The organism is Streptomyces sp. NPDC029152 (assembly GCF_055564355.1).
In genome coordinates, this window is sequence record NZ_JBVHWR010000002.1 from 15,879 (window position 1) to 38,448 (window position 22,570).

The window sequence follows — 22,570 nt, forward strand, 5'->3', positions numbered from 1 at the left end:
CCGCTCCCGGGCCGTCGGCGGTGCACCGGGGGCCCTGGCCGGCGACGGTCAGAGCGTCCGCTTCAGCAGGCCGAGCAGTTCGTCCCAGTGCCGCTCGGTCGCCTCCGGGTCGTACGCGGCGGTGTCGGCCTGCGTGTAACCGTGGTGCGCCCCCGCGTAGACCTCGCAGCGGTGGCGGACGCCCGCCCCGGCCAGGGCCGCCTCCAGACGCTCCTGCTGCTCGACCGGCATGCCCGGGTCCTGGTCGGCGTGCCCGAAGTACACCTCGGCCGTGACCTGCCCGGCCACCAGGTGCGGACTCTGCGGATCCTCGGTCGCCAGGTTCCCGCCGTGGAAGCCGGCCACGGCGGCGACCCGGTCCGGGTACGCGCCCGCGGTGCGCAGGGCGAGCGCGGCGCCCATGCAGTAGCCGGTCACCCCGACCGGGCCGTCGGCGACCGCGGCGTGGTCCGCGAGCCACCGCAGGTACGCGCCCGCGTCCCGCATCGCCCGCTCCGGCGTCAGCGACCGCATGATCGGACCGAGGCGCTGGAAGATCTCCGGCCGCGCCCCCGGGTCGATGAACTCGGGGAGCTCGACGACCGGTGCCCGTCCGTGCCGGTGGAACACGTTCGGCACCAGCACGGTGTATCCCGCGCCGGCCAGCCGGTCGGCCATCGCCCTCAGCCGCGGACGCAGCCCGAAGGCGTCCATGTAGAACAGGACCGCGGGATACGCGTTCCCGTCACCGGGGCGCGCGAAGTAGGCGTCGGCGGTTCCGCCGTCGGTGGGGATGTCGACGACGTTGCCCTCTACGGCGGTCATGGCGGGGCTGCCCTCTCTCGGTCGGGTCTCGGCTTCCGGTCCGCCGGGCGGCCGGCGGACCACGGCCATCGTGGCACGCCGGCCCACGGGGCGCGTCGCGCGCCCCCGCGGACCGGCGGCCGGTCCGCTCCTACTCGAACCGCGTGGTGTCGCCGGCGCCCCGCCGCACGATCTCGGCCTCCCCGCCGGAGAAGTCGACGACCGTGGTCGGTTCGGTGCCGCACTCCCCGGAGTCGATCACCGCGTCCACCACGTGGTCGAGCCGGTCCTTGATCTCCCAGCCCTGCGTCATCGGCTCCTCCTCGTCGGGCAGCAGGAGGGTGCTGGACAGCAGCGGTTCACCGAGTTCGGCCAGCAGCGCCTGGGTGACGACGTGGTCGGGGATGCGCACGCCGACGGTCTTCTTCTTGGGGTGCTGGAGCATGCGCGGTACCTCCCTCGTCGCCGGGAGGATGAAGGTGTAACTGCCCGGGGTCGAGGCCTTGATGGCCCGGAACACGTCGTTGTCGATCTGCACGAACCGGCCGAGCTGCGCGAAGTCCTGGCACACCAGGGTGAAGTGGTGCCGGTTGTCCAGGTGCCGGATCGACCGGATGCGGTCGGTCCCGTCGCGGCTGCCCAGCCGGCAGCCCAGCGCGTAACAGGAGTCCGTCGGGTACGCGATCAGCGCGCCCGCGCGGACGCTGTCGGCGACCTGGGCGATGCTGCGCGGCTGCGGGTTCTCGGGGTGCACGTCGAAGTACTTCGCCATCCACCGAGCTTATGCCGTCCACGCGCCCGGACCGGGCGGACCGGGTCGGCGCCGCGGCGTCACGCCGGTTGCGGCGGGGGCCGTTCCAGGGGTCGTGCCGCGTGTCGCGGCCCGGGCTCCCGGGCCCGGCCCGGGCGGAGCAGGCGCCCGCGGCGGCGGCGGCCGGCCCGGCACTCCTGGAGGCTCGGACCTCACGACCGGCGGGCCCGCGCCGTGGCCGTGCCTTCCGGGCCGCAGCTGTGCGGGCGGTACGCCGCGCCGCCGGCCCGGGCTCCCCGTCTCCGCGCGGTGGGCGGCCGGCCCCGGGCCCCGGCACGGGTGGCCGGCGCGGACCGCCCGCCCCGCGTCGGCGCCTCCCGTGCCGGTCCGGGGTCGGCCGCCGGGCCGTCCCCGCCCGCCGCCGGCGCGCTCCGCGCCGTGGACGGGCATGCGGTAACGTCCCCGGCCTGGGCCGGGAGTGAGGCGAGGACGAGGAGAAGGCCGACGTGGCGGGCCGCGAGGACGGGACACGGCAGCGGAACGCGAGGACCGGCGGGCAGGCGGGGTGGGCGGAGGAACTGCTCGACCACCTGCGGCCGGCCGGACGCGACGTGCACAGGGTCGTGACCTGGCTCGCCGGAACCGTGGACGCGGCCGTGACGCTGCGGGACGGCACCGGCGGTCTCCTGGCCGGGACCCCCGCCGCGCTGGACGAGGACCTGGTCGCGGACATCACCGCCGGCCGTCTCGCCTCCGCCGCCCTCGGGGACCGGGGCCGTCACCTGCGTCTGGTCCGGGTGGAGCGGGCCCACCCGGCGTCGGCCGCCGTCCTCGCGGTGGCCCGCGACACCCCGTTCGACCGGCGGGCCGCCGACATCGTCACCCACACCGCCCAGGTGGTGGAACTCCTGCTGGCGGAGCACGAGTCCGTCGTCGCCGGACAGCGGCTGCGGCGGGCGACCTCCGACCTGCGCCTGGCCATCCTGCAACTGCTGATGGTCGAGGACACCGTCTCCGCACGCCGCGTGGCCGCCGGGCTCTGGCCCGGCCTCCTCGACACCGACACGGCGTGCGTCTACGTCGTGGAGAGCGTCCCCGGGGAACGCGACCGCCTCGCCGAGGAGTGCCTGTCGGCGACCGGGGAACGGGCCCTGGTGGTGCGCTGCCCGGCCATGGACGGGCACGTCATCGTCCTGACGCCCCGCGACGCGGCCGGCGAGGCGCTGCAGTCGCTCGTCGGCCGCACCCCCGGCGTCTTCCTCGGCGGCAGCGCCCGGCAGAACCTCGCCCGCACCGCCATCGCGTACGGGCAGGCCGTGAGCGCCCTGGCCGTGGCCCGGTTCCGTCACGGGAAGACGGCCGTGTACGCCGAGCGGACCCGCCCCGAGCGCCTGATGGACCCGGCCGCACTGGGGGGCTGGACGGCCCGCGTGCTGCGCCCGCTCGACGGCCTGCCGCACCACACCCGTGCCGAGCTGCTCGCCACCACCCGGCTCGGCCTGGAGTTCACCGCCGTCAACACGGCCAAGATCCTCGGCGTCAGCCGCAACACCGTCCGCGCCCGCATGGACCGCGTCGAGGGCCTGCTGCGCACCGACTTCGCCGACCTGGCCGTCCGCGCCGCCGTCCACCTCGCCCTGAACGCCCAGGCCGCCCTCGGGGCGGGCCTCGACGAGCGCGCGGCCGTACCCGGCGGTGCCCGCCTCACCGACCTGCTGGCCGGGCCCCCGCTGCGCACCTGGGCCGGTGACCTGCTCGGCCGGCTGGAGCCGGACGCGCGGAACGTGCGCCGCACCCTGCGCACCTGGATCGCCGCCGGCGGCAACGCCGAGCGGGCCGCCCGGAGGCTCGGCGTCCACGCCCAGACCGTGCGGGAGCACGTCCGCAGCGCGGAACCCGTCCTGGAGCGCCAGCTGCTCGCCGCCGGCAGCGACCTGTACGAGGTGGTGCTGGCCCACCTGGCCCTGGGAGAGCTCGACCAGCCGGTCCTGGACGGGACGAAACCGGGTCTTCCGGACCCACCCGTGCACGGGTGAGTCCGGAAGACCCGGCAGTGGGCACCGAGACGATTCACAACCGGGCGGCCGTCCACATAGATTCGACGGGCCGCGGGGGCACGACCGGAACGGGGGACCGGTCGCGCCCCCCGTCGCCGTCGGCCCAGGGCCCGGCAGCGGCCGGGGGCCGGCGGACGGGCGGGCCGTTCAGCCGTGCGGGAGGATCACCGCGCGCCCGTCGACCAGGCCCGAGTGGAGCCGCTCGTAGGCGAGCGGGGCGTCGTCCAGGGAGTACGTCTCGGTGTGCACCGACACGGCACCCGAGCGGGCCAGGTCCAGCACCTCGATCAGCTCGCCGCGGCTGCCCCAGTACGGGGCGCTGACCGACACCTCGAAGGGCAGCAGGCCGAAGCCGACGGGAAGCGACCCGCCGCCGATGCCGACCAGCGTGACATCGCCCTCGACGGCCGCGACGGCGCCGGCGGTCCTCACGGTCGGCGCCACCCCGACGAAGTCGAACACCGCCTCGGCGCCCAGACCGCCGGTGATCTCGCGCACCGCGTCCGCCGCCTTCGCGTCGGACAGCACCGCCTCGTGCGCGCCCACCTCGCGGGCGAGGCGCAGCTTGTCCTCGCTGACGTCGAGGGCGACGACCCGGGCGGGCGTCAGGGCGCGCAGCAGCTGGACGGCCACGTGGCCGAGGCCGCCGGCGCCGATGACCACCGCCGTCGAGCCGGGGACCAGCTTGGGCAGCGACTTCTTGATCGCGTGGTACGGCGTCAGTCCGGCGTCCGTCAGCGGCACCGCCGCGACCGGGTCGAGCCCGTCCAGCGGGACCAGGTGCCGCGGGTCGTCGACGAGCAGGTACTCGGCCATCGAACCGGGTCGGCCGAGGCCCGGCGGACGGATGCCCAGCTCTTCGGCGCGCAGGCAGTAGTTCTCCTTGCCCTGCGCGCACTTGGCGCAGGTGCCGCAGCCCCAGGGGCCGTACACGGCGACCGCGTCGCCCTCCGCGAGGCCCGTCACCCCGGCGCCCAGCGCGGCGACCGTGCCGACGCCCTCGTGGCCGAGGGTGAGGGGAAGCTCGTACGGGAACCCCTCGGCGGGCCAGCTCATCACCGCGATGTCGGAGTGGCACACCCCGGCGGCGGTGACCTTCAGCAGCACCTGGCCGGGGCCGGGCTCGGGGTCGGGGACGGTGACCACCTCGGGGGGAGCCCCGATGGTGCGGTACTGCAGTGCCTTCATGATCGAACTCCTTCGTTCCGCCCCCGTGTTATCCGCTGTGTCCGGCCCGGGGTCAGACGGCGGTGTAGGCGCCGTCCACCAGGTGGTAGCTGCCGGCGACGAAGGACGCCCGGTCCGACAGCAGGAAGGCGATCAGCTCGGCGACCTCCTCGGAGCGTCCGAGACGGCCGGCCGGGTGCAGGGCGACCAGGCCGTCGTAGGCCGCCTCGTCCATGGTCTTCAGCAGCGGGGTGTCGATGAAGCCGGGGCCGACCGCGTTGACGCGGATGCCCTGGGCGGCGTACTCGGCGGCGGCGGCCTTGGTCAGCCCGACCACGCCGTGCTTGGCGGCGACGTAGGCGGGGGAGCCGGCGAAGGCGACGGAGCCGAGGATGGACGCGACGTTGACGATGGCACCGCCCTTGCCGGCGGACTGCATGGCGGGCAGCTCGTAGCGCATCGAGTAGAAGACGCCGTCGAGGTTGGTGCGCACGACGCGCTGGTAGGCCTCGACGTCGTACTCGCCGGTCGGGGCGCTCGGGCCGCCGATGCCGGCGTTGTTCACGGCGAGGTCCAGGCCGCCGAAGGTGTCGACGGTGAAGCGGACGGCGGCCTCGACGGACTCCGGGCGGGTCACGTCCAGCTCGACGGCGGCGGCCTCGACGCCCTCCGCGGTCAGCTCGGCGGCGGCCTTCTCGGCGCCCTCGGCGTTGTGGTCGGCGATGACGACGCGCGCGCCGCCGGCGCCCAGGCGGCGGGCGGTGGCCAGGCCGATGCCGGAGGCGGCGCCGGTGACGAGGGCGGTGCGGCCGGCGAACTCGCCTTCGCGGCCGGTGGTGGCGGGGGTGGTACCGGTGGTGCTCATGGTGCTGCTCTCACTCTTCGGTGGTGCTGTCGGGGACCGCGGCCGCGGCCTCCGAGGTCAGGGCGTCGTAGGCCCGCTCCACGAGGGCGGCGAGGTCTGCGGCTCCCGGGTCCTCCTCGGCGCCGCGCGCCCACAGGCGCAGGGCGGCGACGAGGACTCCGGCGGCGGCGTCGACGATCGCGGCCGGGCGCACGTCCCGGGCGTCGTCGGTGCCGAGCCGGCCGGCGACGATCCGGATCGACTCCTCCTGGGCGTCGACGCGGATGCGCTGGTAGGCGGCGAACAGGTCGGGCTCGCTGTCCACCAGGGACAGCAGCCGGCGCATCCGGGGACGCACGTGCCAGGCCGGGTCGTCCCGGTCGGCCAGCCAGTCGCGCACCGCCCTGCGATAGGCGAGCAGGGGCGGCTCGTCGGCCGGACGGAGGCGCAGCAGTGCGTTGATGCGGTCACCGTCGCGGCGGACGAAGTCGAGTGCGGCGTCCTCCTTGCCGGCGAAGTGCCGGCTGAACGTGCGGCGCGTGACGTCCGCCCGCTCGGCGATGGCCTCCACCGTGGTCCCCGCCGGCCCCTGTTCCAGGATCAGGTCGCAGGCGGCGGTGGCCAGCGCGTCGCGGGTCCGCCGTGCCTTGCGCTGCCGCCGGTCCTCGGGGGCGGCGGGGGGCTTCGCTGCCTTCATGTCCGCGAGCGTACACCCGAAAATGTCCCAGTGGGACATGTGGCCCAATGGGACATCACTGCGTCCGCGGCGCTCGCCCCGACGGCGTCGTGTGCCCGGGCGGGGCCCGGGTACCCGGCCCCGGACCCCGGAACGAACACCTCGAGGAGGAGGCCCGCATGACCAGCGGTACCGAGACCGGCGGCGTGACCGGCACGCAGGACAAGGACTACAACCTCATCTGGTACGTCGAGTCGTGCCTGAGCAACGCGCTGCGCCTGGAGACGTACATCCAGGACGCCGAGCGCAACAAGGACACCGAGGTCGCGGAGTTGTTCCGCAAGGCGCAGGCCGACAGCCGCAAGGGAGCCGAACTCGGCAAGGAGCTGCTGCGCGCCCGCCTGAACGGCGGCTGACGGCCCGCCGCCCCCCGGGCCCGGCACCGCCACGGCGCGGCGGCCGGGCCTTCGGCGTGCCGCGGTCACACGGTCCCGGCGTGCCGCGGACGGAAGGGGCCGGCCCGCCGCGGACACGGTGCCTCGCCCTGTCGCCCCGGTCCGCGCGACACCGTCACCGAAGCCGCGCAAAGTGGGGTGTGACGGACACCGCGCCCGGGTACCCGGGCCGCCCATGTGCGCGGCCGACGGCCGCCTCGCAGCTCAGCCGCGTCCGACGGCGGCCAGGAGTCGAAGGAGCCCACGACCATGACGGACGTATCGAGCCAGGGACCCGGCCCGGGCGACGACCGGAAGGTGCTCACCAACCGGCAGGGACACCCCGTCCACGACAACCAGAACCAGCGCACGGTCGGCGCCCGCGGCCCCGCCACGCTGGAGAACTACCAGTTCCTGGAGAAGATCAGCCACTTCGACCGGGAGCGCATCCCCGAGCGCGTCGTGCACGCCCGCGGCGTGACCGCGTACGGGTACTTCGAGGCGTACGGCGCCTGGGGCGACGAGCCCATCGACCGCTTCACCCGGGCCAAGCTGTTCCAGGAGCGCGGCAAGCGCACCGACGTGGCCGTCCGGTTCTCCACCGTCATCGGCGGCCGCGACTCCGCGGAGACGGCCCGCGACCCGCGCGGCTTCGCCGTGAAGTTCTACACCGAGGACGGCAACTGGGACCTCGTCGGCAACAACCTGGGCGTCTTCTTCATCCGGGACGCGATCAAGTTCCCGGACGTCATCCACGCCCTCAAGCCGGACCCGGTGACGTTCGAGCAGCAGCCGCGGCGCATCTTCGACTTCATGTCGCAGACGCCCGAGTCGATGCACATGCTGGTCAACCTGTTCAGTCCGCGCGGCATCCCGTCGGACTACCGCCACATGCAGGGCTTCGGCGTCAACACCTACAAGTGGGTCAACGCCGAGGGCCACACGGTCCTGGTCAAGTACCACTGGATCCCCAAGGCGGGCGTCCGCAGCATGACCGAGGAGGACGCGGCCAACGTCCAGGCCCAGTCCCTCGGCCACGCCACCAAGGACCTCTACGACGCGGTCACGCGCGGTGACTACCCCGAGTGGGAGCTCCAGGTCCAGATGATGGAGGACAACGACCACCCGGAGCTCGACTTCGACCCGCTGGACGACACCAAGGTCTGGCCCGAGCAGGAGTTCCCGCCGAAGCCCGTCGGCCGGATGGTGCTCGACCGGATGCCGGACAACTACTTCGCCGAGAACGAGCAGATCTCCTTCGGCACCGGCGTCCTCGTCGACGGCCTGGACTTCTCCGACGACAAGATGCTCGTCGGCCGCACCTTCTCGTACAGCGACACCCAGCGCTACCGGGTCGGCCCCAACTACCTCCAGCTGCCCGTGAACCAGGCCAAGAACGCGCAGGTGCGCACCAACCAGCGCGACGGCCAGATGACCTACCACGTGGACGGCGGCGGCGAGAACCCGATCGTCAACTACGAACCGTCGATCACCGGCGGCCTGCGCGAGGCCCAGTACCCCACGCACGACGAGCAGGGGCCGGAGATCCGCGGCCGGCTCACCCGCAAGCGCATCCCGCGCGCCAACGACTACACGCAGGCCGGGCAGCGCTACCTGCTCATGGAGGAGTGGGAGCGCGACGACCTGGTGGCGAACTTCGTCAACCTGCTCTCCCAGTGCGACCGGCCGGTGCAGGAGCGCATGGTGTGGCACTTCCTGCTGGTCGAGAACGACCTCGGCCTGCGGGTCGGCGAGGGCATCGGCATCAGCCCGCAGGACGTCAGGCACCTGGAGCCGCTGGCCGGCCAGGACCTCACCGACGAGGACCGCGAGCGCCTGGCCAACCTCGGCAAGAACCCGCCGCGGGACGTGGAGGGCCTGACGATGACCCACTGCGTCCCCGACGAACGGCACGTCGTGACCCGCTGACGACGGCTGACGACGAGCGTCACCGCACGGGCCGCCCCGCCTCTCACCCGGCCAGGGCGGCCCGTGCCGCGGCCACGGCCTGCTCGGCGTAGCCGCGCCCGAACAGCACGGCGTGCACCAGCAGCGGGAAGAGCTGGTGCACGCCGACGCGGGCGGCCCAGCCGTCGGCGAGCGGCGCCGCCTGCCGGTAGCCCTCCAGGATCCGCTCCAGATGCGGGCAGCCGAACAGACGCAGCATCGCCAGGTCGGTCTCGCGGTGCCCGCCGTGCGCGGCCGGATCGATCAGCCGGACGTGCCCGTCGGCGCCCCACAGCACGTTGCCGTTCCACAGGTCGCCGTGCAGACGCGCGGGCGGCTCGGCCGGGCCGGCCAGCTCCGGCAGCCGTTCGCACACCCGCTCCACGTCGGCCGCCTCGGAGGCCCGCACGGTGCCCGCGTCGACCGCGCGGCGCAGATACGGCAGCACCCGGTGCTCGGCGTACCACTGCGGCCAGGCGTTCCCCGTGACGTTGCGCATCGGGACGAGCCCGATGTACGCGTCCACGGGCCCGCCGGGCGGCGGGGACCCGAATGCGGGCGCCCCGGCGGCGTGCAGGGCCGCCAGTTCCCGGCCGAACCCGGCCGCCGCCTCCTCGCCCGGCGCTCCCTGCGCGACCCGGTCGGTGACGAGCCAGCACGCGTCGTCGCCGTGCACCACCGGGATCCGCACGCCGCCCGCGCCGGCCAGCCAGCGCAGCCCCGCGGCCTCGGCCCGTGCCGCCCCCGCGCCCTCGGAGCGCTTGACCATCACCGTGCGTCCGTCGTCGAGGACGACCTCGGTGAGCGTCCCGGACAGCCGGCGCTCATGGGTGACCGCCCGGCCGGTGAACCGCGCCGCGGCGGCCGACGGCGAGGACGCGGAAGACGCTGATGACGCTGATGACGCGGAAGACGCCGAAGACATGGCGGTCAGACTACGGCCGGGGCACCGCCGACCCGGTGAAAAACGCCCACGACGCCGATGGAACACCCCGGGAGCGGGGGAGCAGTGGGACCATGACCAGTTCAGCGTTCCACCGCACCATCGTCCTGCCGGCTCCCGTGTGCGAACAGGCCGCACGGCACCTCGAGCACGCGGTCCAGAAGGCCATCGACGGCGCCGCCACCCCCTGGCGCGCGTTCCGCGGCGCCGGCGGCGACGACTTCGCGTTCTCCGTACCGGTGGTCGAGCAGGCCGCCGGCTGCCTGCTGGTGCTGGCCGCCGAGAGCGCCCAGAGCCTGCGCCCCTCCGCGCTGCGCGCCCTGATCTCCGTGGCCCTGCACCTGCGGGACGCCGCCGAGGCCGTACGGCGTCCCACCCTCACCGGCGGAGCCTGGTGAGGCGGACAAGGTCCGGCTGGCGCGGGGGCCCAGGCCGGCGCGTCACGCCCCGACGAGGCGCAGCATCCCCCACAGCGCCACGGTCGAGACGGCCAGGGTGGCCGGGACGGTGAGCAGACCGAGCCGGGTGAACCGGCCGAGGTCCGCCTCGACGCCGTGCCGGTGCAGGACGCGCCGCCACAGCAGGGTGGCGAGCGAACCGACGTAGGTCAGGTTGGGACCCAGGTTCACGCCGATCAGCACGGCGAGGACGGGCCCCGGGCCGGCGGGCGCGGTCAGAGGGAGCAGCGCCAGGACGGCCGGCAGGTTGTTGATGAGGTTCGCCAGCACCGCGGCCACCGTCGCCACGCCCAGCAGCGCCGTCAGCGAGTGCCCCTCGGGCAGCAGGTGCCCGAGCCCCGTGGCCAGGCCGCCCGCCACCACACCCTGCACCACGATGCCGAGGGCCAGCACGAACAGGCAGAACAACGGGGCGGCGGCGCCCACCAGCTCCCGGGGCGTGACGTGGCGCCGGGACAGCGCCCGCACACCGAGCACCAGGACCCCGGCCAGCGCCGCCCACGCGGGCTCCAGTCCGGCCGGCGAGGCCACGGCGAACCCGGCCAGGGTCAGGGCCAGGACGACGAGGGTGAACCGGGGGACGGCGGGCTCCGGGGCCGAAGTGCGCGGCCCGTCGCCGGGCACGGACCCGCTTCCCGGCCCGGCGGCGGGCACGGACCCGCTTCCCGGCCCGGCGGCGGGCGCGGGGGCCGGGGCGGGGAGGGCCGGGGGCACGGCCAGGTCGGCGCGGAAGAAGCGGCGGAACACGACGTACTCGACGGCGATCGCGGCCAGCCAGGGCAGCGACATCAGCACGGCGAACCGGGTGAAGCTCAGCCCACTGGCCGTGAACGCCAGCAGATTGGTCAGGTTCGAGACCGGCAGCAGCAGGGACGCCGAGTTCGCCAGGTGCGCCGTGGCGTACACGTGCGGGCGTGCCCGGGCGCCCGACCGGGCCGCGGTGGCGAGGACCACGGGGGTGAGCAGGACGACGGTGGCGTCCAGGCTGAGCACGGCCGTGACCGCGGCGGCCACCGCGAACACGCCCGTCAGCAGCCGCCGCGGACTGTCGCCGCACCGGCGCGCCACCGCAGCGCCGACGGCCTCGAACAGGCCCTCCTTCGCGCACAGGTACGCCAGCATCAGCACCAGGGCGAGGAAACCGACGACCGGCAGCAGCGTACGGGTCTGGTCCCAGGCCTCGTGCGGCGTCACCGTGCCCAGCGCCACGGCCAGCACGGCGGCGGGCACGGCGGCCGCGGCCTCCGGCAGTCCCCGGGGGCGCAGCACGGCGAAGGCCAGGACGGCGAGCAGCAGGGCGACCGAGAGGGCCTCGGGGACGAGGGCGGTACTCAGGGGGTTCTCCTCCACACCAGCGACCGGGCGGACACCCGGTGATCGGCAGCATCCAAGGATGGCACCCCCGGGCCAGGGCCGGTCACGCCCGGCGGACGGTCCGGGGCGGATGTGTCCGAGGCCACGCCGTGGACGAGACCCGGGCCATGTCCCGCGCGGTGCGCCGCGGGCTACCGTTTCCGCGGGCTTCCCGTCCCCGGACCCCGTGTCCTCGCGACGGCCCGGCCCCTGTCCCCACGGCTAGCAGTTCGGACGGTCCGGCAGTGCAAGCAGATCTCTCCCCCGTGATCGCGGCGACCACCCAGTGGCTCACGTGCGCCTATCCAGCGTCCGGCGGCGCGCTGGCCTCCGCCCTGTGCGAGGCGCAGGCGCGGCAGGCCGTGACGGTCGCGGCCCGGTTGCGCTACCCCACCCCGATGGACGCCGCGCTGATGACCATGTCGGGTCCGGGCGGCTCCGACCGCCTCGACTGGATCACCGGTGCGGACGGCACGCCGGCCGCCGGCCCGGACGACTACGCCTGGCGGACCTGGGTGGACGAGGTCGTGGCGAGCTGGGCGGCCTGTCTGCTGACCGACCCGGAGCTGGCCGCCCTGGCGGTGGCGGCACTCGCCGAGGCCGGTCCCGCCGCCGGGACGCCGGTCGAGTTCCGCCGCCTGCTCGTGCCCGACGAACGCGACCGCCGGGCGGCGGCATTGCTGCGCCACCCCGACCTGCTCGCGTCCGTGGCGGAACTGCACCAGGACCAACTCGTCGACCGGCTCGGCCCGGGGCAGGCGATGGTCGCCTGACCGGCGGTGGGGGTGCGGGGTGCCTGCGGCGCCTGTGCGGGTGTGGTGGTGTGCGGGGTGCCTGCGGCGGCCTGTGCGGGTTCGGTGGGGGTGCGCGGATGCCTGCGGCGGCCCGTGCGGCTTCGGTGGGGGTGCGCGGGTGCCTGCGGCGCCTGTGCGGGTTCGGTGGGGGTGCGCGTAGCGCCTTGGGTCCGGTGGTGGGTCGGGGCCGCGCCGGGGGGTGTCCGTCCTCGGAACGGCGCGGAATCGGGTGCTGACCAACAGGCGGGGCGTTGACGCGCCAACCGCTGCGGGCGGACACCCCCCGACACGTCCCCTTCCCGCCGTACGCGGCTCCCCCGCCGTCCCCACTCAGCTATGGGCAGCCGCCATCCGCCGCCGCCCCGGCTGCGGGCAGCCGCCGTCCGCCGTCGTCCCAGCTGCGGGCGGTCGCCGTGCCGCCGCCGCTGCGGGCAGTCGTGCCTCCCCCAGTGCCTGAACGGCCTGGGCGGTGCCCCCAGGGCGGCACGGGTGGACGGTGGGGGTCTCCCCGCTCGAGCGAAGCCGAGAGTGGGGGAGGCACCCCGTAGCGCCGGGCCGCGCGACCCACCCCGCGTCCGCACCCGCGCCGGGTGGCCGGGTGACGAAAGACCCTCGGTCCGCGCCCCGCAGGGTCAGGCGGCTGTTCCCAGTGCCACCTGCGTCGGTGCCTCCGGTGTCGCGGAGGCGCCTGCCCTGCCGGTACCGCGGGCCTGCAGCACATGCCCCGTGCCGATGGCGGCGGCGATGATCAGGCCGCCCGCGATCAGCGCGCCCCGCGCCCCGGCCAGCTCCATCAGCAGGCCCAGCACCGGCGGACCGCCGAGGCTCCACACCGTGCCGATGCTGCCCCACACGCCGAGCACCCGGCCCCGCATGTGCGCGGGCGGGTCGGTCTGCAGGACCGCCGTGCCCGCGGTGTCGGAGACGGACTCCACCACCGCCATCGGCAGCACCATCACCAGCAGGACGGCCAGGGACGGCGACAGCCCCGCCACCACCTGCAGCAGACCGCCCGCCGCCGCCAGCGCGCCCACGACCCGCACCGAGGGCCGGCGCAGCCGGGCGCCCAGGACCGCGCCGATGATGCCGCCGACCGCCAGGACGGTGGAGACCGTGCCGAACGAGCCGGCACCGCCCGCGAGCGGCCCGGTGACCAGCACGGCGAGCGTGAGCTGGTAGTTGCGCCCGAAGACGGCGCTGACAGCGGTCACGCCGGCCAGCGCGAGCAGCCGGGGACGGCGCGCGAAGAAGGCCAGGCCCTCCCGCACGCTCATGCCGCCGTCCGCGTCGCGCCGGCCGCGTGCGGCGCGCAGCGCGGCCGTCCGGACGGCCCCGCGGGCGGGGCGGAGGAAGGGGATGACCCCCGCCACGAACAGGAACGACAGCCCGTTCGCGGCATAGGCAGCGGCCGTGCCGAGGAAGCCGACCGTCACGCCGGCGAGCGCCGCTCCCGTGAGACGGCCCGCCTGGTGCACCAGCGCGCCCACCCCGATGGCGGACGGGACGTCCTCGGGCGGGACCAGGTCGTTGCCCAGCAGGGAGCAGGCCGGGCCGTCGACGGTGGCGATGACGCCGGTGACGGCGGCCAGCACCATCAGGGAGGTGACGTCGAGGCGGTCCAGCGCCACCAGGAGGGCCGTCACGAAGGCCACCGCGCCGAGCAGCGCCTGACTGACCGCGGCGGTCACTTTCCGCGGCCAGCGGTCGACGGCCGCGCCACCGAACACGCTGATCAGCAGCGCGGGTGCGGCCTGCACGGACATGGACAGGCCCGTCACGGCGGCGGACCCGGTGAGCTGCAGGACCAGCAGGTTCTGCACCGTGAGCTGCATCCACGTACCGGCGTTCGACACGAAGTTCGCGACGGACCACCAGCGCATGCTGCGGTGCCGCAGGGAACGCCACGGTGAGCGGGACGGGACCGGCGCGAGGGCCGGCGGAGCTGGGGCGGAAGAGGAAGACACAGTGCGCCACTCGAAGGCGGGTCGTGAGACCCGGAAGGGACAGGAACACGGGAGTGAGGACGCCGGCTGCGCTGCGCGGCCACTCCGATGAGCCGTGAGACGGCGCCGACCATCGTGGCAGAAGGGACGGCCGAGTCGATTCCGGGCGACCGCGCGGCACCGCCTCGGCGGACGCCAAAACCCGTCCGCCGACAGCTGTTTGGCGCCACGAGTGTGGTTGATCACAGGAAGCCGGGCCGTGCGGAGCGGCTGCACCGGCACTCGTGACGGCCGGCACATCCGCCCTCTCCGCCGTGCCGGGGCCGGCGCCGTCCTCCCGTGGTCCGCCCGACGACGGCGCACCGGAGGGGCACGGCAGGCGTCAGAGCATGAAAGCGACTCGGTGGGGCACCCGGGGCGCGCTCGTCACGCGTTCAGCCGGCGCAGCGCGGAGGAAGGACGGTCTCCTCATGATGCCGATGGCGGCGTTCACTCCGTACGACAGGGCCCGCGCGCCGTGGGACCGGGCCCTGGTGACCGGCGGTGCGGGCTTCCTGGGCTCCCACCTCTGCACCCGCCTGCTCGGTTCGGGTGTCGAAGTCGACTGCCTGGACAACCTCTCCACGGGCCGGGCCGAGAAGGTGGCCCACCTGGCCGGCCGTCCCGGGTTCCGCTTCCTGGAGCGGGACGTCTCCGAGCCCGGCTGCGCGGAGGACCTCACCGGCCCGTACGACCTGGTCCTGCATCTGGCCGGTCCCGCGGCGCCCGCCGCCCGGCCGGACCGGCCCGTCGACCTGCTCGACGCCGGCAGCCTCGGCACCCGTGCCGCGCTGACCGTCGCGGCACGGGACGGCGCGCGGTTCCTGCTGGCCTCCTCGCCGCCGTGCCTCCTGTGCGGCCCACATCCCGCGGGGCCCGGCCACGACACCGATCCGGTCGGCCCGCACAGCGCCTGGACCGAGGCCGTCCGGTTCGCCGAGGCCCTGGTCGCCGCACACGCGGGTGCCCACGGTTCGAACGCCGGGATCGTGCGTCTGTTCACCGGCTACGGGCCCGGCATGCGGACCGACGACGGTGCCGCACCGGCCGCCTTCATCGAGCAGGCGCTGGCCGGGGAGCCGGTCGTCGTCGCCGGGGACGGCGGTCTCACGTACCCCCTGTGCTACGTCGACGACATGGTCGACGGCGTGTTGCTGGTCGCGGCCGGCCGTTCGGTACGGCCCGTGGACATCGGCGGCGACGAGGCGCCGACGGCCCTGGAGATCGCCCGGCGCGTGATCGGCCTGGCCGGCTCCGACTCCCCTGTCGTCTTCGTCGACCCACCGGCTGACCTGCCCGTGCCGCCCCGTCCGGTCACCGGCTTCGCCCGCGAGATCTTCGGCTGGCTGCCGGGCGTGTCCTGGCGGGACGGCCTGGAGCGCACCGTCGCCGCGTTCCGGGACCGGCCGGAACCGGTGCCGACGGCGACGACGGAGCGCGCGGGGGAGTGGTGAGCGGAAGGAGGAGCCCGTCGGTGCCGGGCCCCTCCTTCGTGTCGCCGTGCCTCTCCACGTTCGTCAGCTGTGCTTGCCCCGCCCCGTCAGCGCGTCCCGCACCCGGTCGACCATGCCCGCACCCGGTGCCAGGAGCTTGTTCATCGGCGGCTTGTCCGGGCTGGCCGGATGCGGTCGCGTCGGCGCCGTCTTCTTCGCCTGCCGGACCTTGTCGCCCAACTGGTCCAGGGCCTCGGGCGGACACGCCTCACGGAGCCTCGGGAAGAGGTTGTTCTCCTCGTCGGCGACGTGCGCGCGGATCTCGCTCATCAGCTTGCCGATCAACCGGTCGAACTCGGCGTCGTCCGCCTGGCAGCCCTCCAGGTCCTTCATGATCTGCTCGGCCTCGGCGTGGTCCTCGAGCTCCTTGTCGGCGAGGGCGCCCCCGTTCGGCACGTGCTCGCGCACGGCCGGGTAGAGGTACGCCTCCTCCGCCACCGAATGCCGGACCAGCTCGATCGTGGCCTGATCGGCGTACAGCTTGCGGTCCTTGTGACCGGCCGGCAGCGCCTCGATCTTTCCGAAGAGCTCCTCGACCTCGCGGTGATCGGTCGTCAGCTCGTCGATGACGTTTCCGCCGTGTCCCATGTTCCACCTCCAGTCGGATCGTGACGGTCGGGGGACCGAGCGCCACGGGCGCCGGGTCCCCCCGCGGGCCCCGGTTTAACGCCCGCTCAGCAGCCCAGTCGGGAACGGACGCGGCCGGCCGCCGCGGCGGGGCGTGCCGCGGCCCGTACCGAGCGCTGCACCGTGTGGGCCTCGCGCCGCAGGCCCTTGGCGGCGTGCCGTCCCCGCCACATCAGCGAGGGCGCGCCCCCGGTGTCGTCCGCGGCGATCAGCAGGCCGCCCATCATGGACAGGTTCTTCAGGAAGTGGATGCGCTGCTGGGCCCGCTCGGCCGGGTCCTCCGTCTCCCAGAAGCGGTGCCCGGCCAGGGTGGTGGGCACCAGGGTGGCGGCGATGGCCAGGGCGGCCAGCCGGGGGAACCGGCCGAGCCCGAGCATGACGCCGCCCACCACCTGTACGGCGCCGTTGAGCCGTACGAGTTGTTCGGTGCTGTCCGGCAGCACGGACACGCGGTCGGTCACGGGCCGGACGACGGGCTCGGCCATCGGCGCCACGTCCTGGGGACGGCGCACGGAGTGCAGGCCGCCTGCGACGAACATCGAGGCGAGCATCGGCCGGCCGGCCAGACGCAGAAGACTCATGACGCTCTCTCCCGGGTTGCCAAGGGGGTTGTGTCTACCAGGATCATCAGGTGCCCCGGCGGTGCGGCGCCATTCGGTGCCTGGCGCGGACCCGGTGGCCGTGGGCACCGGGCCGTAGGCGTTTCCCGCAGGTCACAGGCTGGTGAGGATCTGCGGCGACAGGTTCTTGATCATGGTGTTGGTCCAGCGCATTTGGCGCAGCGTCTGCGGATGACAGGCGGAGGCCAGGTCCAGGAGACCGCCGTCCCCCGACGCCTGGGCGGCCTGGGCGAGCATCTCCCAGTGCAGTGAGTTCTCCGTGGCGCCGAGGTGCAGTTCCCGCAGGTCCCGCAGGAGCAGCAGGCCGGGTTCGGGCCGGTGCACCACGGCCTGCGCCGCCTTCTCGCGCAGGGTCGCGAACACGCCGTCCGGCGAGGCGTCCGGCGGGTCGCCGAGGTCGAGGCCGTGGTGCCCGGCCGTCTCGGCCAGCCGCCGGACGTGCTCGCGCGACCAGCGGGCGAGGTCGGTCGCGACGTGGTGGACCTCGTGCTCGGTGCGGTGCCGCTCGGCGACGGTCGTCAGGTCGTGCGCCAGGCGCCGTTCGCCCCGGTGCAGGGTGCGCAGGGCCAGGGTGATGCCGTTCACCGGGCGCCTTCCTCACGGCCGTGCGGGAACCGGGCCGGTACCTGCGTCGTGTGCGCCGCCGGTCCGCCCGCCGTGGCCGGCACCGCGCCGGCCACGGCGGGTGCCGACGCGGTGGTGGTCGGGGCCGGGGCCGGGCGGCCGTCACCGCGTTCGACGAGGGCGAGCGCGGCGGTGGACGTCTTGAACAGCGGCTGTTTGGAGACCGGGTCCCAGTCGGTGACGGTCGTCTCGTTGGCGGCCCGGCCGGGGGTGCCGGGGCCCGGTCCGGATCCGCCCTCGGTGTCCCAGTAGCCGTAGTGGAACGGCACGAACAGCAGCCCCGGCCGGATGCCGGTCACCCGCAGCCGTCCCCGCAGCGAGCCGCGCCTGCTGGTGACCTCGACCAGGTCTCCCTCGCCGAGGCCGAGCCGGTCCGCGTCCGCGGTGGAGATCTCCACCCACACGTCCGGGGCGGCGTCGGCGAGCTGACGGGCCCGGCCGGTCTTCGTCCGGGTGTGGAAGTGGTAGACCGTCCGGCCCGTGGTGAGCTGGAACGGGTACTGCTCGTCCGGTTCCTCGTGCGGCGGCAGATAGGCGGCGGCCTTCAGGACGGCCTTGCCCTCGGGGTTGAGGGAGCGGTACTCCACCACCTCGACGGACGCCCCGGTCTCCAGGTCCTTGCCGTAGCTCTCGCACACGTCCGGGTGGGCCCACCGGATGCCGTCGGTGTAGAGCCGGGCGGTGCCCTCCGGCGCGCTGTCGTCGCAGGGCCACTGGATGCCGCTGGTGCCGCGCAGCTTGGCGTAGGTCAGACCGGTGTAGTCGCAGGGGCGGCCCGCGCTGCACCGCTTCCACGCCTCGAACGCGGACTCCGGGTCGTGCCAGGTGATCAGCGGGCCGCCGTCCTTGTCCCGGAAGTCCATGCGCCGCGCGTAGTCCAGGAAGATGTCCAGGTCGGGCCGGGCCTCGCCGGGCGGCTCGACGGCCTTCTCCGACAGGTGCACGGTGCGGTCGGCGTTGGTGAGCGCGCCGGTCTTCTCGCCCCAGGTGGCGGCCGGCAGCACCACGTCCGCCAGCTGGGCGGTCTCGGTCAGGAACAGGTCCTGCACCACCGTGAACAGCCGGTCCTGGGTCAGGATCGAGCGGATGCGGGCGAGTTCGGGCAGGGAGACGGCGGGGTTGGTGCCGCTGATCCACAGCATGCGGATCGAGCCCTGCTCGGCGTACCGGAACATCTGCATGGCGTGGGTGGGCGGCGCGTAGTGCGGGATGGTCTCCGGCTCCACGTTCCACACCCTCGCCAGGTCGGCGACGTGGTCGTCGTTCTGCCAGTTGCGAAAGCCCGGCAGGTCGCCGTCGGCACCGCACTCGCGGGTGTTCTGGGCGGTGGGCTGGCCGTTCATCTGGAGCAGGCCGGCGCCCGGGCGGCCCAGCATGCCGCGGATCAGGTGCAGGTTGTTGATCTGCACCGCCGCGGCCGTGGCCTGGTGGGACTGGTAGACGCCCTGGAGGACGGTGGACACCAACGCGTCGGTGGTGCCCACGAGTTCGGCGGCCTCCTCGATCCGGGCGGCGGGGACGTCGCAGATGTCCGCGGCCCACTTCGGGGTGCAGTCCGCGACCCGGGCGGCCAGTTCCTCGAAGCCGACGGTGTGCGCGGCGATGAAGTCGCGGTCGATCCGGTCGTGCCGGATCGTCTCGTGCAGCAGCGCGTTGAGCAGCGCGACGTTGGTCCCGGCGCGGGGCGCGAGGTGCACGGTGGCGTGCCCGGCGGCCCGGGTCGGCCGTGGGTCCACGCACAGCAGGCGGGGCGGATCGGCGCCCTCCAGCCGGTCCAGCAGCCGCATCCACTGCACGGGCTGGGTCTCGGCGATGTTGTGGCCGAACAGGGCGATCACGCCGGCGTGGTCGAAGTCGTCGTAGCTGCCGGGCTGCCCGTCGCAGCCGAACGTCTCCTTCAGCGCCTCCGCGGCCGTCGACGTGCACAGCCGGGTGTTGCCGTCCAGGTGGTGGGTGCCGATGCCGGCCCGGGCGAGGACGGCGAGCGTGTAGTACTCCTCCAGGAACAGCTGTCCGCTGGTGTAGAAGCCGATCGACCCGGGACCGCGCTGCTCCAGCAGCTCGCGCGAGCGGGCGGCCACCAGGTCCAGCGCGGTGTCCCAGTCCGTCTCCACCAGGCGTCCGCCCCGCCGCACCAGCGGTCGGGTCAGCCGGTCCGGGGAGGCGTTCGCCTGCCACCCGAACAGGTCCTTCGGACCCAGCCTGCCCCGGTTGACCCGGTCCGTGTCCCGGCCCCGCACGCCCACCATCCGTCCGTCGGCCACCGCGATGTCCATCGCGTCGCCGTCGGAGTGCAGGATCGACGCGGACTGCACCCACCGCTGCACCGCCCCCGGCTCCACGCCCTCCGCGAGGAACGTGTCCACCCGGGCCGGCCAGGTCTCGTGCCGTCCGTAGGGCGTCCTCCCGCCCCAAGGGTGCGCGATCCGGTCCGCCGACTCCTCCATGAGCCCTCCACCCACGCTCGTCCCACTGAAGGGCGCGGGTACCCGCTCGCCGCCGACCGACGCCCAGAGCTTGTGGGAGCGCTCCCATTCGGGCAGGATGCTGCGATGACCTCGACTGCCGCCGTACGCCCCTACCGCCCCGCCGACGCAACGGCCCTCGACGACATCTGCATCCGCACCGCCCACAACGGCCGCGACAGCCGCCCCGTCTACGCCGACCCCGGCATCCTGCCCGCGATCTTCGCCGCCCCCTACGTCCACCTCGACCCGGACCTCGCCTTCGTGCTGGACGACGGGCAGGGCCGGGCCGTGGGCTACGTCCTGGGGACGGCGGACACCCCGCGCTTCGCCGAGGAGTTCCGCGCGAAGTGGCTGCCCCGGGTCGCCGGCCGCTACCCGGCGCCGGACGGGCCGCCCGGCACCCCGGACGAGTTCATGGCCACCCTGCTGCACGACCCCGAGCGCATGATCGTGCCCGAACTGGCCGCCTACCCCGCCCACCTGCACATCGACCTGCTGCCCGAGTGGCAGGGCCGCGGACACGGACGGGAGCTGATGCGCACCTTCTGGCGGGCGCTGCGCGAGCGCGGGGTGCCGTCCGTCCACCTGGTCATGGCGACGGCCAACGCCCCCGCCCGGGCCTTCTACGACCGTCTGGGCTTCCACGAGGTCCGGGCGGCCGGCCTGGACCCCGCGGACGTCACCTGTCTCGGGCGCACGACCGAGGACGGCACCGGCCGGCCCTGACCTGCCGGGGGAGGGCGCTCAGGCCGCACCCAGCTGGTAGACGCTGAAGGCCCGGCGGATCACCGGCTGGGCCACGTTGCGCACCCGCACCCCGCCCGCCGTCATGCCGTGCTCCGAGCCCAGGTGCGCGTGGCCGTGGACGGCGAGATCCGCGCCGGCCGTGTCGATCGCCTCGGCCAGCAGGTAGCTGCCGAGGAACGGATGGATCTCCGGCGGCTCACCGGCCAGCGTGTCGGCCACGGGGGAGAAGTGCGTCAGGGCGACGCGCACCGCGCAGTCCTGGCCGTCCAGCTCCTCGAGCGCGGCGTACAGGCTGTCCGCGGAGCGGCGGGTGGTGCGGACGAACTCCTTCATGACCGGTTCCCCGAACTCCCCGGCGCTGCGGCCCACGAAGCCGCCGCCGAACCCCTTGGTCCCGGCGATCCCGACGCGGGTCCCGGCGCACTCCACGACCGTCGCCTCGCCCTCCAGGACCGTCACACCGGCGTCCTGGAGGAGGGCGGCGACCTTCTCGGGCTGTTCGTCGTGGTGGTCGTGATTGCCGAGGACGGCCACCACCGGCACCGGCAGACCGCGCACCTCCTGGGCCACCACCCGGGCCTCCTCCGGTGTGCCGTGCCGGGTGAGGTCCCCGGCGAGCAGCAGCAGGTCCGCGCACTCGGGCAGGGTCTCGAAGGCGGGCCGCAGCAGTCCCTGGCTGTCGAGGCCCATGTGGATGTCCCCGACGGCGGCGACGCGGATCATCACAACTCCTCCGCACGGTCGGGGCGGGTGGTGTCGGCCACCACGATGTCGCTGTGCACGGTGAGCCCCGCCAGCTCCTCGCGCACGACCCGCAGCAGGGTCTCGCGGCACTGGACGGAGGGCACCGTGCCGGTGACCGCGACGGCCCCGGCCCGGATCTCGGCCCGCACCCCGAGCTCGGCGAGCTCTTCGGCGGCGAGCCGGTCGTGCAGGTGGGCGACGCGGTACTCGACGTTCCCGGCGGCGGGCGCGGGACCGCTCGCGGCGGGCCCCTGGTGTGCGACGGGGTCGCTCATCGGTGCTCCTCCTTCGCGGGGGAGGCCGGGGAGATGATCTCCAGCCGTTCGAGGATGAAGAAGAACGCGGCGGGCATCGGCGCGTCGCCGCAGTCGCGGCGCAGCTCCTCCCAGTCGATCTTCTCCCGCAGGGTGCGGGCGATGGGCAGCACCGCCCCGAAGTCGCAGTGGTGCTCCGAGAAGGCGGCCAGCAGACCACGCAGCAGGTCGGTCGGCGACAGGACCGGCATCAGCACCGAGTCGACGGAGAGTTCCCGGGCCCGGTCCAGCAGGTCCGCCGTGACCGGCTGGTGCGCCAGTTCGAAGATGAGGTCGACCTGCTGTCCCAGGCAGTCGGCCTTCAGCAGCCAGTCCTCGGGCGGCGTGTAGACCTCCAGGCCCGCTTCGCGCAGCGTGCGGGCGACGGCCTCCGCGTCGTCGGGCCGGATGCAGAAGTCGACGTCGTGCTGGAGGTTCTGGGTGCCGCCGTGCGCGTACACGGCGACACTGCCCGCGAGGGCGAACGGATGCCCTTCCTTCTTCAGGATCGCGCCCACCTGCTTGGCGGCCTGGAGGATGGCCTGGTTGCGGTCGACCGGGAGCTCCTCGCGGAGCACGTCGTCACGGCCGGCCGGCCGGGCGTCCCCGGCCGGCGGACGGAACTCGGACACGCCGGCGCGCCGGTCGAGAGCGCGGTCGTCGGCGGGCTGCGTCATCGTCGTCCCCTCTCCGGGCTGTGGTCTTCCGCGGACCGGACCGGTCGTCGCCCCGGTTCGGGTACCCGGCGAGGCACCGCCGACACAG

Annotated in this window: 22 protein-coding genes; 7 read left to right on the plus strand and 15 right to left on the minus strand. The window is 74.6% G+C overall.

The window, feature by feature from the left end; all coding sequences use genetic code 11:
- Positions 1-48 precede the first annotated feature (48 nt).
- Together ACZ4V6_RS03920 and ACZ4V6_RS03925 are read right to left on the minus strand one after the other, a co-directional pair.
- Positions 49-804 (minus strand): dienelactone hydrolase family protein, encoded by a 756-nt coding sequence (locus ACZ4V6_RS03920; RefSeq protein ID WP_467822268.1) that lies wholly within the window; start codon positions 802-804, stop codon positions 49-51.
- A gap of 130 nt (positions 805-934) precedes the next feature.
- Complete coding sequence (locus ACZ4V6_RS03925; RefSeq protein WP_467822269.1) at positions 935-1,555, minus strand: L-threonylcarbamoyladenylate synthase; 621 nt, start codon at positions 1,553-1,555, stop codon at positions 935-937.
- A gap of 485 nt (positions 1,556-2,040) precedes the next feature.
- On the opposite strand from ACZ4V6_RS03925, the gene ACZ4V6_RS03930 reads away from it, so the two are divergent.
- The gene (locus tag ACZ4V6_RS03930; protein ID WP_467822271.1) at positions 2,041-3,570 is read left to right on the plus strand and encodes a helix-turn-helix domain-containing protein; all 1,530 of its coding nucleotides are present in this window, start codon (positions 2,041-2,043) and stop codon (positions 3,568-3,570) included.
- A 168-nt stretch (positions 3,571-3,738) separates the two neighbouring features.
- Here the strand turns inward: ACZ4V6_RS03930 and ACZ4V6_RS03935 are convergent, their stop codons facing one another.
- From ACZ4V6_RS03935 to ACZ4V6_RS03945, 3 genes are read right to left on the minus strand one after another with little or no spacing between them, the layout of a single operon-like run.
- Positions 3,739-4,779, minus strand: coding sequence for an NAD(P)-dependent alcohol dehydrogenase (locus ACZ4V6_RS03935; RefSeq protein ID WP_467822273.1), 1,041 nt, complete (start codon positions 4,777-4,779; stop codon positions 3,739-3,741).
- A 52-nt stretch (positions 4,780-4,831) separates the two neighbouring features.
- Positions 4,832-5,623 (minus strand): SDR family NAD(P)-dependent oxidoreductase, encoded by a 792-nt coding sequence (locus tag ACZ4V6_RS03940; RefSeq protein ID WP_467822274.1) that lies wholly within the window; start codon positions 5,621-5,623, stop codon positions 4,832-4,834.
- 10 nt (positions 5,624-5,633) lie between these two features.
- The gene (locus tag ACZ4V6_RS03945; protein ID WP_467822276.1) at positions 5,634-6,299 is read right to left on the minus strand and encodes a TetR/AcrR family transcriptional regulator; all 666 of its coding nucleotides are present in this window, start codon (positions 6,297-6,299) and stop codon (positions 5,634-5,636) included.
- Positions 6,300-6,457: 158 nt separating this feature from the next.
- On the opposite strand from ACZ4V6_RS03945, the gene ACZ4V6_RS03950 reads away from it, so the two are divergent.
- Entirely contained in the window at positions 6,458-6,694 is a 237-nt protein-coding gene (locus tag ACZ4V6_RS03950; protein WP_467822278.1) for a hypothetical protein, read from the plus strand.
- Positions 6,695-6,982: 288 nt separating this feature from the next.
- Positions 6,983-8,641 (plus strand): catalase, encoded by a 1,659-nt coding sequence (locus tag ACZ4V6_RS03955; protein ID WP_467822279.1) that lies wholly within the window; start codon positions 6,983-6,985, stop codon positions 8,639-8,641.
- A 43-nt stretch (positions 8,642-8,684) separates the two neighbouring features.
- Here ACZ4V6_RS03955 and ACZ4V6_RS03960 read toward each other — a convergent pair whose 3' ends face one another.
- On the minus strand, positions 8,685-9,584 hold the full coding sequence (locus ACZ4V6_RS03960) for a fructosamine kinase family protein (protein ID WP_467822281.1): 900 nt from the start codon (positions 9,582-9,584) through the stop codon (positions 8,685-8,687).
- Positions 9,585-9,676: 92 nt separating this feature from the next.
- On the opposite strand from ACZ4V6_RS03960, the gene ACZ4V6_RS03965 reads away from it, so the two are divergent.
- Positions 9,677-10,000 carry a hypothetical protein gene (locus ACZ4V6_RS03965; protein ID WP_467822282.1) on the plus strand — a complete coding sequence of 108 codons (324 nt, stop codon included), beginning with the start codon at positions 9,677-9,679 and terminating at the stop codon, positions 9,998-10,000.
- A gap of 42 nt (positions 10,001-10,042) precedes the next feature.
- On the opposite strand, the gene ACZ4V6_RS03970 is transcribed toward ACZ4V6_RS03965, so the two are convergent.
- Positions 10,043-11,410, minus strand: a complete 1,368-nt coding sequence (locus ACZ4V6_RS03970; protein WP_467822284.1) for an SLC13 family permease — start codon at positions 11,408-11,410, stop codon at positions 10,043-10,045.
- 248 nt (positions 11,411-11,658) lie between these two features.
- On the opposite strand from ACZ4V6_RS03970, the gene ACZ4V6_RS03975 reads away from it, so the two are divergent.
- Complete coding sequence (locus ACZ4V6_RS03975; RefSeq protein ID WP_467822286.1) at positions 11,659-12,186, plus strand: hypothetical protein; 528 nt, start codon at positions 11,659-11,661, stop codon at positions 12,184-12,186.
- A gap of 653 nt (positions 12,187-12,839) precedes the next feature.
- On the opposite strand, the gene ACZ4V6_RS03980 is transcribed toward ACZ4V6_RS03975, so the two are convergent.
- Entirely contained in the window at positions 12,840-14,087 is a 1,248-nt protein-coding gene (locus ACZ4V6_RS03980; RefSeq protein ID WP_467822287.1) for an MFS transporter, read from the minus strand.
- A 533-nt stretch (positions 14,088-14,620) separates the two neighbouring features.
- Here ACZ4V6_RS03980 and ACZ4V6_RS03985 point away from each other — a divergent pair.
- A complete protein-coding gene (locus tag ACZ4V6_RS03985) occupies positions 14,621-15,643 on the plus strand; it encodes an NAD-dependent epimerase/dehydratase family protein (protein WP_467822289.1) in 1,023 nt (340 codons plus the stop codon).
- A 63-nt stretch (positions 15,644-15,706) separates the two neighbouring features.
- Here ACZ4V6_RS03985 and ACZ4V6_RS03990 read toward each other — a convergent pair whose 3' ends face one another.
- The 4 genes from ACZ4V6_RS03990 to ACZ4V6_RS04005 all read right to left on the minus strand — a co-directional run bounded on the left by ACZ4V6_RS03990 (position 15,707) and on the right by ACZ4V6_RS04005 (position 20,000).
- The gene (locus ACZ4V6_RS03990; protein WP_467822291.1) at positions 15,707-16,270 is read right to left on the minus strand and encodes a hemerythrin domain-containing protein; all 564 of its coding nucleotides are present in this window, start codon (positions 16,268-16,270) and stop codon (positions 15,707-15,709) included.
- 86 nt (positions 16,271-16,356) lie between these two features.
- Entirely contained in the window at positions 16,357-16,890 is a 534-nt protein-coding gene (locus ACZ4V6_RS03995; RefSeq protein ID WP_467822293.1) for a DoxX family protein, read from the minus strand.
- Positions 16,891-17,022: 132 nt separating this feature from the next.
- Positions 17,023-17,514 (minus strand): hypothetical protein, encoded by a 492-nt coding sequence (locus tag ACZ4V6_RS04000; RefSeq protein WP_467822294.1) that lies wholly within the window; start codon positions 17,512-17,514, stop codon positions 17,023-17,025.
- The gene (locus ACZ4V6_RS04005) at positions 17,511-20,000 is read right to left on the minus strand and encodes a molybdopterin oxidoreductase family protein (protein ID WP_467822295.1); all 2,490 of its coding nucleotides are present in this window, start codon (positions 19,998-20,000) and stop codon (positions 17,511-17,513) included. Before ACZ4V6_RS04005 ends, ACZ4V6_RS04000 begins: the two co-directional genes overlap by 4 nt.
- A 105-nt stretch (positions 20,001-20,105) precedes the next feature.
- On the opposite strand from ACZ4V6_RS04005, the gene ACZ4V6_RS04010 reads away from it, so the two are divergent.
- Positions 20,106-20,747 carry a GNAT family N-acetyltransferase gene (locus ACZ4V6_RS04010; protein ID WP_467822297.1) on the plus strand — a complete coding sequence of 214 codons (642 nt, stop codon included), beginning with the start codon at positions 20,106-20,108 and terminating at the stop codon, positions 20,745-20,747.
- Positions 20,748-20,765: 18 nt separating this feature from the next.
- Here ACZ4V6_RS04010 and ACZ4V6_RS04015 read toward each other — a convergent pair whose 3' ends face one another.
- Genes ACZ4V6_RS04015 through ACZ4V6_RS04025 form a run of 3 tightly spaced genes read right to left on the minus strand, consistent with a single transcriptional unit; the run spans position 20,766 to position 22,482 of the window.
- On the minus strand, positions 20,766-21,491 hold the full coding sequence (locus tag ACZ4V6_RS04015) for a metallophosphoesterase family protein (protein ID WP_467822298.1): 726 nt from the start codon (positions 21,489-21,491) through the stop codon (positions 20,766-20,768).
- Positions 21,491-21,787, minus strand: coding sequence for a BON domain-containing protein (locus tag ACZ4V6_RS04020; RefSeq protein ID WP_467822300.1), 297 nt, complete (start codon positions 21,785-21,787; stop codon positions 21,491-21,493). Before ACZ4V6_RS04020 ends, ACZ4V6_RS04015 begins: the two co-directional genes overlap by 1 nt.
- Positions 21,784-22,482 (minus strand): nucleotidyltransferase family protein, encoded by a 699-nt coding sequence (locus tag ACZ4V6_RS04025; RefSeq protein ID WP_467822302.1) that lies wholly within the window; start codon positions 22,480-22,482, stop codon positions 21,784-21,786. The genes ACZ4V6_RS04020 and ACZ4V6_RS04025 overlap by 4 nt, the downstream gene beginning before the upstream one ends.
- Between the last annotated feature and the right edge of the window lie 88 nt (positions 22,483-22,570).

Bases quoted from the DNA above. Each gene is read 5' to 3' on its own strand.
- ACZ4V6_RS03920 (WP_467822268.1), bottom strand. From the start codon at position 804: ATGACCGCCGTAGAGGGCAACGTCGTCGACATCCCCACCGACGGCGGA.
- ACZ4V6_RS03925 (WP_467822269.1), bottom strand. From the start codon at position 1,555: ATGGCGAAGTACTTCGACGTGCACCCCGAGAACCCGCAGCCGCGCAGC.
- ACZ4V6_RS03935 (WP_467822273.1), bottom strand. From the start codon at position 4,779: ATGAAGGCACTGCAGTACCGCACCATCGGGGCTCCCCCCGAGGTGGTC.
- ACZ4V6_RS03940 (WP_467822274.1), bottom strand. From the start codon at position 5,623: ATGAGCACCACCGGTACCACCCCCGCCACCACCGGCCGCGAAGGCGAG.
- ACZ4V6_RS03945 (WP_467822276.1), bottom strand. From the start codon at position 6,299: ATGAAGGCAGCGAAGCCCCCCGCCGCCCCCGAGGACCGGCGGCAGCGC.
- ACZ4V6_RS03950 (WP_467822278.1), top strand. From the start codon at position 6,458: ATGACCAGCGGTACCGAGACCGGCGGCGTGACCGGCACGCAGGACAAG.
- ACZ4V6_RS03955 (WP_467822279.1), top strand. From the start codon at position 6,983: ATGACGGACGTATCGAGCCAGGGACCCGGCCCGGGCGACGACCGGAAG.
- ACZ4V6_RS03960 (WP_467822281.1), bottom strand. From the start codon at position 9,584: ATGTCTTCGGCGTCTTCCGCGTCATCAGCGTCATCAGCGTCTTCCGCG.
- ACZ4V6_RS03965 (WP_467822282.1), top strand. From the start codon at position 9,677: ATGACCAGTTCAGCGTTCCACCGCACCATCGTCCTGCCGGCTCCCGTG.
- ACZ4V6_RS03980 (WP_467822287.1), bottom strand. From the start codon at position 14,087: ATGCGCTGGTGGTCCGTCGCGAACTTCGTGTCGAACGCCGGTACGTGG.
- ACZ4V6_RS03985 (WP_467822289.1), top strand. From the start codon at position 14,621: ATGATGCCGATGGCGGCGTTCACTCCGTACGACAGGGCCCGCGCGCCG.
- ACZ4V6_RS03990 (WP_467822291.1), bottom strand. From the start codon at position 16,270: ATGGGACACGGCGGAAACGTCATCGACGAGCTGACGACCGATCACCGC.
- ACZ4V6_RS03995 (WP_467822293.1), bottom strand. From the start codon at position 16,890: ATGAGTCTTCTGCGTCTGGCCGGCCGGCCGATGCTCGCCTCGATGTTC.
- ACZ4V6_RS04005 (WP_467822295.1), bottom strand. From the start codon at position 20,000: ATGGAGGAGTCGGCGGACCGGATCGCGCACCCTTGGGGCGGGAGGACG.
- ACZ4V6_RS04010 (WP_467822297.1), top strand. From the start codon at position 20,106: ATGACCTCGACTGCCGCCGTACGCCCCTACCGCCCCGCCGACGCAACG.
- ACZ4V6_RS04015 (WP_467822298.1), bottom strand. From the start codon at position 21,491: ATGATCCGCGTCGCCGCCGTCGGGGACATCCACATGGGCCTCGACAGC.
- ACZ4V6_RS04020 (WP_467822300.1), bottom strand. From the start codon at position 21,787: ATGAGCGACCCCGTCGCACACCAGGGGCCCGCCGCGAGCGGTCCCGCG.
- ACZ4V6_RS04025 (WP_467822302.1), bottom strand. From the start codon at position 22,482: ATGACGCAGCCCGCCGACGACCGCGCTCTCGACCGGCGCGCCGGCGTG.